At 65.9% G+C, this 722-nt stretch carries 1 protein-coding gene and 1 pseudogene; one reads left to right on the top strand and one right to left on the bottom strand.

Going from position 1 to position 722, the window contains the following annotated elements:
* Positions 1–66 precede the first annotated feature (66 nt).
* Positions 67–399 (top strand): annotated as a pseudogene (gene nrdI / locus ACZ1IK_RS11215) (class Ib ribonucleoside-diphosphate reductase assembly flavoprotein NrdI); the annotation flags it as partial.
* A gap of 27 nt (positions 400–426) precedes the next feature.
* On the opposite strand, the gene ACZ1IK_RS11210 reads toward nrdI, so the two are convergent.
* A partial coding sequence (locus ACZ1IK_RS11210; RefSeq protein ID WP_465098521.1) for an integrase core domain-containing protein occupies positions 427–722 on the bottom strand: 296 nt, incomplete at its 5' end.

Below are 722 nucleotides of genomic sequence, written 5' to 3'. Positions count from 1 at the left end.
GTGAGGCACAACATGTAGTGGTTGGTGGCGTGGTGCGTCACAGCCCTGGGAGCGAGGAGGACCGCCATGCCAGCCCCGTCAGCATCCGGGCGCGCAGCGCTCTCGGTGCGCGAGCTCGCCACCGCCCAGTCGCCTGATCTCGTGTTCTTCTCGAGCGTGTCGGAGAACACCCGCCGGTTCGTCGAACGGCTCGACCGGCCCGCCGTGCGCATCCCGCTACGCCTTCGTGCCGAAGGACTGATTCGAGTGGCACGGCCGTACGTGCTGGTCGTCCCCACGTACGGCGGCGGGGAACGAGCCGGGGCGGTTCCGAAACAGGTGATCTCGTTCCTGAACGACCCGGCGAACCGGGCCCTCATCCGGGGGATGATCACGGCGGGGAACACGAACTTCGGTGAGTGAAGCGTCCCGGGTTTCGTGCCGCTCCTATGTGGGTGCCAGCTCTCGGTTGAGGGCGGCGTAGTAGGCAGTCTCGTACTCGGCCGGGGTGGTCATAGCCAGGGACGAGTGGAGCCTTCGATTGTTGTACCACTCGACCCATCCGGCGGTGGCGTACTCGACGTCGGCGATGGTCTTGTACGGGCCGTTGTGGAAGATCGTGGTGGTGATGCACTCGGTCTTGTACAAGCCGATGACGCATTCCATGAGCGCGTTGTCATACGCATCGGCGACGGTCCCGATGGACGCGGCGATGCCCTCGGCGGCCAGGTGCTCGGCGAAGC

The organism is Micrococcus sp. CS26, assembly GCF_055522295.1.
This window is presented reverse-complemented; position numbering and strand designations above follow the sequence as displayed.